Origin of the sequence: Patulibacter sp. (assembly GCF_030655195.1) — a bacterium.
Taxonomy (GTDB): Bacteria; Actinomycetota; Thermoleophilia; order Solirubrobacterales; family Solirubrobacteraceae; genus Patulibacter.
This window is the reverse complement of record NZ_JAURWA010000060.1, coordinates 1-8,202: the sequence shown is the minus strand read 5'-3', so window position 1 is coordinate 8,202 and position 8,202 is coordinate 1. Positions and strand designations below refer to the sequence as shown.

Sequence of the window (8,202 nt, the reverse complement as noted above, 5' to 3'; positions counted from 1 at the left end):
GACGCCCCCGCGCCTGCGCGCCCGCCGGCGTCGCCCGTCCGCGCGCAGGCCGACCCCGAGCCGCAGGCCTCCCACGACGACGGCCTCGGCCTCGCCACGCGGGTCGTCACGGCCGGCATCGCCGCCCCGGTCCAGGGGGAGCCCTTCCTCCGCGGGCCGGTCTTCGCCGGGCCGTACCACGCGGCCGGCGAGGCCGGCGACGCCCCGCACGTCTACGGGCGCATGAGCAACCCGGGGTTCGAGCGCTACGAGCAGGCGCTGGAGGCGCTCGACGGCGGTCGGTCCGTCGTCTTCTCCTCCGGGATGGCCGCGGCCACCGCGGTGCTCCAGGCCCTGCTGGGCTCGGGCGACCTGCTCGTCGCCCCGCACGACGGCTACCCCGGCGTCCTGCAGTTCGCGCGTGAGCACCTCGCCACGCGTGGCGTCGGCGTGCGGACGGTGCCGACGGCGGACGAGGCGATCGTCCGTGCCGCCAAGGGCGCGGCGCTCGTCTGGATCGAGACCCCCGCCAATCCCGGTCTGCAGACGCTCGACCTGGCCGCGACGATCGCCGCCTGCCGGGACGCCGGCGCCAAGGTCGTGGTCGACAACACGCTCGCCACGCCGCTGCGCCAGCGCCCCCTGGACCTCGGCGCCGACCTCGTCGTGTCCTCGGACTCCAAGCACCTGACCGGGCACAGCGACCTGATCCTCGGCCACGTCTCCGGCACGGACCCCGACCTGGTCGAGCGCCTCCGGCGCTGGCGGACCCTCGCGGGCGCCGTCCCGGGGCCGTTCGAGATCTGGCTCGCCCACCGGTCGCTGGGGACCCTCGACGTGCGCCTGCGGCGCCAGGAGGCCGTCGCCGTCGCCGTCCACGGGGCGCTGTCGGCCCGGGAGGACCTCGACGACGTGCGCTACCCCGGCTTCAGCTCGGTCGTCGGCTTCGACCTCGGCAGCATGGGGCGGGCGCGGGCGTTCCTCGCCGCGCTGGAGCTCGTCTCCGAGGCGACGAGCTTCGGCGGCCTGCACTCCACGGCGGAGCGGCGCGACCGGTTCGGCGACGGACAGGTCGGGCCCGGCTACGTCCGCTTCTCCGCCGGCCTCGAGACGCCGGCCGACGTCGTCGCCGACCTGATGCGGGCGCTGGACGTCGCGGGCCGGGGCTGAGCCCGGGCGCGGAGGGCGCAACACCTCCGGCCGACCGTCGGGCGGAGGGCCGACACGTGTCCGGGGGCGACCCCCGGTGCGGAGCCTCGGCACGCCTCCGGTGCGGAGCCGCAACGCCCCGCCACTGGGGCGTCCGCCGCGGTCGTCGGTAGCGTCGATCGGCCATGGCTCGCGCCGCCACCATCCACGTCTGCACCGCCTGCGCGCACGAGACGCCCCGCTGGCTCGGCCAGTGCCCCGGCTGCGGCGCCTGGGGCACCATCACGGAGGAGCGGGCCAACAAGCCGACGGGCGGTCGCGGCGGCGCCGCCCCCACGACGGGCCCGGCGAAGGCGCGTCCCGGCACCGTCCCGGCGGGACGGCCGACGCGGCTGCGCGACGTCACGGCGCCGCGGGTCCCACGGCTGCGCACCGGCCTGGGCGACGTCGATCGCGTGCTCGGCGGCGGGCTGGTCCCGGGGTCGCTCGTCCTGCTCGGCGGCTCGCCCGGCATCGGCAAGTCGACGCTCCTGAACACCGTCCTCGGGCACCTCGAGGGCGCGGGCACCCGCACCCTCTACGTCTCGGGCGAGGAGTCCGCCGCCCAGGTGCGCCTGCGGGCCGAGCGCCTGGCCGCGCCCCCGCGGGCGGAGGACGTCGCGGCGGGCATCGGCTCGCACTCGCCCTCGGGGCTCACCGCAGCGATGGACGTGCCGATCCTCGCCGAGACGGACCTGGCGACCGTCATCGCGACGATCGAGGCCGAGCGGCCCGAGGTCTGCGTCATCGACTCCGTCCAGACGATGCACGACCCCGACCTGAACGGCGCACCCGGGTCGGTCAGCCAGGTCCGCGAGGTCGCCGGGCGCCTGATGGAGGTCGCCAAGCGCCTCGACGTGGCGACGGTGCTCGTCGGGCACGTCACGAAGGAGGGGTCGCTCGCCGGGCCGCGGGTGCTGGAGCACCTCGTCGACTGCGTCCTGCAGTTCGAGGGCGAGCGCGAGCGCACCTACCGCACCCTGCGGGCGAGCAAGAACCGGTTCGGCTCCACGAACGAGGCCGGCGTCTTCGAGATGCGCGGCGTCGGGCTCGTCGAGGTCCTCGACCCGTCCGCCCGGTTCGTGGGGGAGGCGACGAAGGCCGCCGGGTCGGTCGTCCTCTGCGCCATGGAGGGCACCCGGCCGCTCCTGGTCGAGGTCCAGGCCCTGGTCTCGCCGAGCGAGCTCGTGCCGCCCCGCCGGGTCTGCAACGGCATCGACCGCAACCGCCTGGCGCTCGTGCTCGCGGTGCTGGGCCGCCACGCCGGGCTGTCGACGAGCACCCACGACGTCTTCGTCAACGTCGTCGGCGGCGTCCGGGCGGACGAGCCCGGTGCCGACCTGGCGGTCGCCCTCGCGGTGGCGTCCGCGGCCCGCGGGATCGTCCCCGGCGTGGGCGGGGAGGCCGGGGCGGCGCTCCCGGTGGCGTGCTTCGGCGAGGTCGGGCTGACGGGCGAGCTCCGCGGGGTCGCCCACGCGGACCGCCGGCTGGCCGAGGCGCGCAAGTTCGGACTCGGCGACGTGGTGCGGCCGGAGCGCCACGCCACCCTGCGCGACGCGCTGCGGGCCGCCCTCCCCAAGCGCCAGGGCTGAGAACCTCCGGCGCCAGGGAGGATCAGCCCCGCGCCTCGGACGGGCACCCCCGTGGTCCGTGCCCGTCGCGGGCGCGGGTGACCACCGGTAGCAACCATGAACGACCACGTTCACCCGCCGAAAACGATCGGCGGAAGGGGCGTACCGGCTTGATACAATCGTTGCGATGGTCCAGCGTCCCGGGGAAGAGTTCCAAGAACTCGAAGGTCGTCAAGAACCCCGGCTCGTCAAGGCGCTGGAGATGATTGCGCCCGGAACCGCTTTGCGGGAGGGCATCGACTCCATCCTCAACGCGCACACGGGCGGCCTCCTGGCCATCGGTGAGCCGGAGGAGATCACGCACCTGTGCTCGGGCGGCATCCGCCTGGACATCGACTACACGCCGGCGCTGCTCTACCAGCTGGCGAAGATGGACGGCGCGATCACCCTGAACGCCAACGCGACGAAGATCGCCATGGCCAACGTCCAGCTCGTGCCGGACCCCACGATCCTCACGCAGGAGACCGGCACGCGTCACCGCACGGCCGAGCGCGTCAGCAAGCAGACCGCCGCGCTCGTCATCGCCGTCTCGCAGCGCCGCGAGGTCGTCTCGCTCTACGTCGACGGCATGCGGTACCAGCTGGACCAAATCCCTGTGGTCCTCGCCAAGGCCAATCAGGCCCTGGCGACGCTCGACAAGTACCGCGTCCGCATGGACCAGGTCTCCACCCGCCTCTCCGCGCTCGAGTTCGAGGGGGGCGCGTCGCTGCACGACGTCCTCACCGTGCTGCAGCGCGCCGAGCTCGTCTCCCGCATGGCGGTCGAGATCGAGCGCTACATCGTCGAGCTCGGCACGGACGGCCGGCTCATCGAGATGCAGCTCGAGGAGACCACCGTCGGCACGGCGGGGGAGAAGGCCGCGCTGGTGCGCGACTACTCCACGGACCCCGGCGAGGAGGCGGTGGCCGAGGCGCTCGACCTCCTGCCGCGGCTCCCGCACCCCGATCTTCTCGATTTCGGTCGACTCGCCGAGCTCCTCGGCTTCAACCGGAAGCTCAACACGCTGGACTACCCGGTCAGCCCGCGAGGGCACCGGGTGCTGGGGCGCATCCCGCGCCTCCCCAAGCTCGTCGTCCAACAGATCATCGATCGCTTCGGTGGCCTGGACGAGCTGCTCGTCGGAACCGACACCGAGTTGGAATCGGTGCCGGGCGTCGGCGAGATCAGGGCGAAGGACATCCGCGAGGGCCTTCGCCGCCTGCAGGAGATCAACCTCGTCGATCGCTACCTGCAGACGTGACGTGCTCCCGCACGACGCGTCGCCACGGCGATCGATCCGCCGCGCCTCCGCGCGGCCCATCCCAGGAGGGACCACATGACTGAGACCATCGACGACGATCTGTTCGAGATCCCGATCAGCACCGATTGCGACTTCCAGGTCGGCGACAACGTCGTGTACCCGCACCACGGTGCGGGTGTCGTGAAGTCCCGCGCCCCCCGCAAGGTGCTCGGCGAGGAGCGCGAGTACCTGCGGATCCGGATCCTGCACAACGACATGACGGTCCACGTCCCGTGCGACCAGGCCAACGCCGTCGGCCTGCGCCGCGTGATCGACGAGGACACGGTCCGCAAGGTCCTCGGCGTGCTCGAGGGTCCGTGCACGGACATGCCGAAGAACTGGAACCGGCGCTTCAAGCACAACCGCGAGAAGATCAAGACCGGCGACATCTACGAGCTGGCCGAGGTCGTCCGCAACCTCGCCACCCGCGAGAACGAGAAGGGCCTCTCGACGGGCGAGAAGCAGATGTTCACGCGGACCAAGAAGGTCCTCGCGTCCGAGCTGATGTACGCGCTCGAGAAGACCGAGGACGAGGCCGAGGAGTACCTCGACTCGATCCTCGCCCCGCCGCCGGAGGGCTCGCCGCAGGCGCTCGCGCTCGCCGAGCACGCCGCCGCCGCCGCGATCGTCGCCGCCGACGCGGAGGCCGCCGAGGCCGCCGCCAACGCCGAGGACGAGGACGACGAGGACGACGACGACGAGGCCCCCGCGGGGACCGACGCGGCGCTGGCCCTGCAGGACTGAGGCCGCGGACCGTGTCCCCGCGGGGTCGTTCCCACGGGGGCCCGGTCCTCCTCGTGCACCGCAGCCCTGCGGTGCACGCCCGACGGGGCCGCCTCGCAGCGGCCCCGTCGCACGTCCGGGCACCGGTGCGCCCGTGGCGGTAGCCGTCCTGGTCGCCGGCGGCGCCGGCACCCGGCTGGGCCACGAGCTCCCGAAGGCCTTCGTGCCGCTGCTCGGTCGGCCGCTCCTGGCCTGGTCGCTCGAGGTCCTCGCCGCCGTCGGGCCGCTGAGGCGCATCGTCGTCGTGCTGCCCGCCGGAGAGGAGCTGCCGGAGGACCCCGGGGCGTGGGGGCTCCCGGCCGGCATCTGGGACGGACCCGACGGCCGCCGCATCACGTCGGTGGCCGGCGGCGCCGAGCGCTCGCACTCCGTCCGGGCCGGGCTGCGCGCCGCGGGGGAGGGCGCCCCGCAGGAGCCGGTCCTGGTCCACGACGGAGCCCGCCCGCTCCTGACCGCCCAGCTGGTGCGGGACTGCCTGCTCGGCGTCGCCGCCGGCGCCGACGCGGCGATCGCCGCCGCCCCGATGACGGACACCGTCAAGGAGTCCCGGGCCGCGCACGGGGCGTCGCCCGACGCCTCCGACGCCGTCGGCCTGCCGCGCGTGGCCCGGACGATCGACCGCTCGCGGCTGTGGGCGATCCAGACCCCGCAGGTGTTCCGTCGCGACGTCCTGAGCGCCGCCCTGGAGCGGCCCGACGCCGAGCTGGCCGCCGCCACGGACGACGCGTCGCTCGTCGAGGCCGCCGGCGGGGACGTCCGCCTCGTGCCCGCCCCGCGCACGAACCTCAAGGTGACGGTCCCGGAGGACCTCCACCTCGCCGGGCTGCTCCTGGCCGCCGAGGTGCGCCAGAATCCCGCCCCGTGCTGAGCGATCTCCACGTGCACCTGCGTCCGGACGCCCACCCGTCCGGCCCGGAGCAGTACTTCACGGCGAAGAACGCGGAGGCCTACCGCGAGTCCGCCGGCGCCCGGGGCATCACCGAGCTCGGCGTCTCGGAGCACATCCACCGGTTCGAGCAGGCGCTCGACGTCTGGCAGCACCCGTTCTGGAGGTACTCGGCGACGGACGACCTCGACGCGTACTGCGCCTTCGTGCGCGAGGAGACCGACCTCCTGCTGGGCATCGAGGCCGACTTCGTCCCCGGACGCGAGGACCGGCTCGCCGAGCTGCTGGAGGCGCGGGACTGGGACTACGTCATCGGCTCGGTCCACTTCCTCGCGGACCGCGGGGTCGACGCGCAGTACTCCGAGACCGGGACGAACTGGGACGTCTGGGAGGGCGCGCGCAGCGCCGACGACGTCTGGCGCCGGTACTTCGAGACGCTCGCGGAGTGCGCGCGGAGCGGCCTCTACGACGTCCTCGCCCATCCGGACCTCGTGAAGGTCTGGGGCGGTGCGCGGCCGACCCCGGAGATCGACCCGCGCTACTTCTACGAGCCGGCGATCGAGGCGATCGCCGAGACGGGCATCGTCGTCGAGCTGTCGACGGCGGGTCTGCGCAAGCCCGTCGGCGAGCTCTACCCCGCCCGCGCGTTCCTCGAGATGGTCGCCGACGCGGGCAACCCGATCGCGCTCTCCAGCGACGCCCACGTCCCCGACCACCTGGGCTACGGCTACGCGGAGGCGCTGGCCCTCCTGGCCGACGTCGGCATCACGGAGCTGACGACGTTCGACCGTCGCACCCCGCGGGCGATCCCGATCGAGGCCGCCGACGCCGAGCACGCGCACGCCCACGGCGAGGCGCCGCCGCCGACGATCGACCCGTCGACCGGGCGCCCCGGCTGATGGGGATCGTCGACGTCCGGACCGGCCTGGGCTGGGACAGCCACCGGCTCGCCGCGGGACGCCCGCTGATCCTCGGCGGGGTCCGGATCGAGAGCGACCTGGGCCTCGACGGGCACAGCGACGCCGACGTCCTGACCCACGCCGTCATCGACGCCCTCCTGGGTGCCGCGGGCCTCGGCGACATCGGCGAGCACTTCCCCGACACGGACGAGCGGTGGCGGGGCGCGGACTCCATCGCGTTGCTCGAGCACGTCGCGCAGCTCGTCGCCGGCGCGGGCTGGACAACGACGTCGATCGACGCCACGGTGATCCTCGAGCGCCCGAAGCTGAAGCCGTACAAGCAGGAGATGGGCGAGCGCCTCGCCCGCGCCGCCGGGGTCGCCACCGACCGGGTGAACGTCAAGGCGACGACCGCCGAGCGCCTCGACGCCGTCGGCCGGGGCGAGGGGGCCGTCGCCCAGGCCGTCGCGACCATCGTGCGGTCCTCCTGAGCCCCTCGGCGGGCGCGACCGGACCCGGCAGCGCCCCGACGGCCCCCGAGCGGCGCACGGAGGCCCCCGGGTCGGCCCCGGACCGGACGGCCACGTCGCCGTCCCCGGACGAGCACCGCGGTCGGCGTGGCTCCGCGGCGGCGACCCACGGATACGATCCAGCGCGCATGGGCGCTCGAGCACGCACGCCCGTGGCCATCGTCGCCGGGATCGTCCTGATCCTGGCCCTCCTCTCGATGATCCCGCCGTCGACGGCGACCTACGATCCGTGGGCGTGGATCATCTGGGGCCGCGAGGTGGTCCACGGCGACCTGAACACCATCGACGGTCCGTCGTGGAAGCCGCTGCCCGTGGTCGTCACGTCCCTCGCCGCGCCGCTGGGATCGATCGCGCCCGACGTCTGGGTGCTGACCGCCCGCATCGGCGCGCTGTCGGCCGTCGTGGTCGCCTTCCTGCTCGGGCGGCGCACCGTCGGCACGATCGCCGGCGGCGTGCTCGCCGCCGCGCCCCTGGCCTTCGCCCCCTGGTTCTTCTGGCACGGCTGGCTCGCCAACAGCGAGGGCCTGCTCGTCGTCTTCGTCCTCGGCGCCGTCCTGGCCGAGCTGCAGGGCCGTCGCGGGATCGCGATGGCCTGCGGCGTCGCCGCCGCCCTGCTGCGGCCCGAGGCGTGGCCGTTCCTGCTGCTCTACGCCGCCTGGGTGGCCTGGCACAGCGACCGGCGAGGGCGCCTGGGCGTCCTGGGCGGCCTCGCGATCCTGCCGCCCGCCTGGCTCCTGCCCGAGAAGTGGGGCTCCGGCGACTTCTGGCGCGCCGCGACCCGCGCGCAGAACCCCGACGCCGGCGCGCCGAGCCTGACGGAGCGGCCCTGGCTGACGATCGTCCAGAACTTCGGCCACATGCTGCCCGCGACGACGTGGGCGGTCGCGACGGTGGTGGTCGTCCTCTCGGCGGCGCTGCTCGTCCGCGACCGGATGCGCACCGGGGGCGTCGCCGGCGCGGCGGACCCGGCCGGCGCGGCCCCCGCGGCCGTTGCGGAACGTCCGGACGCCGCCGCCACCGCCACCGG

Annotated in this window: 8 protein-coding genes; all 8 read left to right on the top strand. The window is 74.6% G+C overall.

What is annotated here, in order from left to right; all coding sequences use genetic code 11:
• Window positions 1–1,149, top strand: a 1,149-nt coding sequence (locus Q7T67_RS06540) for a PLP-dependent transferase (RefSeq protein ID WP_304787225.1), incomplete at its 5' end; no start/stop codon positions are given.
• A gap of 164 nt (window positions 1,150–1,313) precedes the next feature.
• Complete coding sequence (radA, locus tag Q7T67_RS06535) at window positions 1,314–2,759, top strand: DNA repair protein RadA (RefSeq protein ID WP_304787223.1); 1,446 nt, start codon at window positions 1,314–1,316, stop codon at window positions 2,757–2,759.
• 166 nt (window positions 2,760–2,925) lie between these two features.
• The gene (gene disA / locus Q7T67_RS06530; protein WP_304787221.1) at window positions 2,926–4,038 is read left to right on the top strand and encodes a DNA integrity scanning diadenylate cyclase DisA; all 1,113 of its coding nucleotides are present in this window, start codon (window positions 2,926–2,928) and stop codon (window positions 4,036–4,038) included.
• A gap of 75 nt (window positions 4,039–4,113) precedes the next feature.
• The gene (locus Q7T67_RS06525) at window positions 4,114–4,821 is read left to right on the top strand and encodes a CarD family transcriptional regulator (protein WP_304787219.1); all 708 of its coding nucleotides are present in this window, start codon (window positions 4,114–4,116) and stop codon (window positions 4,819–4,821) included.
• A 133-nt stretch (window positions 4,822–4,954) separates the two neighbouring features.
• Complete coding sequence (gene ispD / locus Q7T67_RS06520) at window positions 4,955–5,728, top strand: 2-C-methyl-D-erythritol 4-phosphate cytidylyltransferase (RefSeq protein ID WP_304787217.1); 774 nt, start codon at window positions 4,955–4,957, stop codon at window positions 5,726–5,728.
• Complete coding sequence (locus Q7T67_RS06515) at window positions 5,722–6,645, top strand: histidinol-phosphatase (RefSeq protein WP_304787215.1); 924 nt, start codon at window positions 5,722–5,724, stop codon at window positions 6,643–6,645. The genes ispD and Q7T67_RS06515 overlap by 7 nt, the downstream gene beginning before the upstream one ends.
• Window positions 6,645–7,136 (top strand): 2-C-methyl-D-erythritol 2,4-cyclodiphosphate synthase, encoded by a 492-nt coding sequence (gene ispF / locus Q7T67_RS06510; RefSeq protein WP_304787213.1) that lies wholly within the window; start codon window positions 6,645–6,647, stop codon window positions 7,134–7,136. The genes Q7T67_RS06515 and ispF overlap by 1 nt, the downstream gene beginning before the upstream one ends.
• 167 nt (window positions 7,137–7,303) lie before the next feature.
• On the top strand, window positions 7,304–8,202 hold an 899-nt coding region (locus Q7T67_RS06505; protein ID WP_304787211.1), incomplete at its 3' end, for a hypothetical protein.

Coding starts and splice junctions, on each gene's coding strand:
- disA (WP_304787221.1), top strand. CDS start 2,926: ATGGTCCAGCGTCCCGGGGAAGAGTTCCAAGAACTCGAAGGTCGTCAA.
- Q7T67_RS06525 (WP_304787219.1), top strand. CDS start 4,114: ATGACTGAGACCATCGACGACGATCTGTTCGAGATCCCGATCAGCACC.
- radA (WP_304787223.1), top strand. CDS start 1,314: ATGGCTCGCGCCGCCACCATCCACGTCTGCACCGCCTGCGCGCACGAG.
- ispF (WP_304787213.1), top strand. CDS start 6,645: ATGGGGATCGTCGACGTCCGGACCGGCCTGGGCTGGGACAGCCACCGG.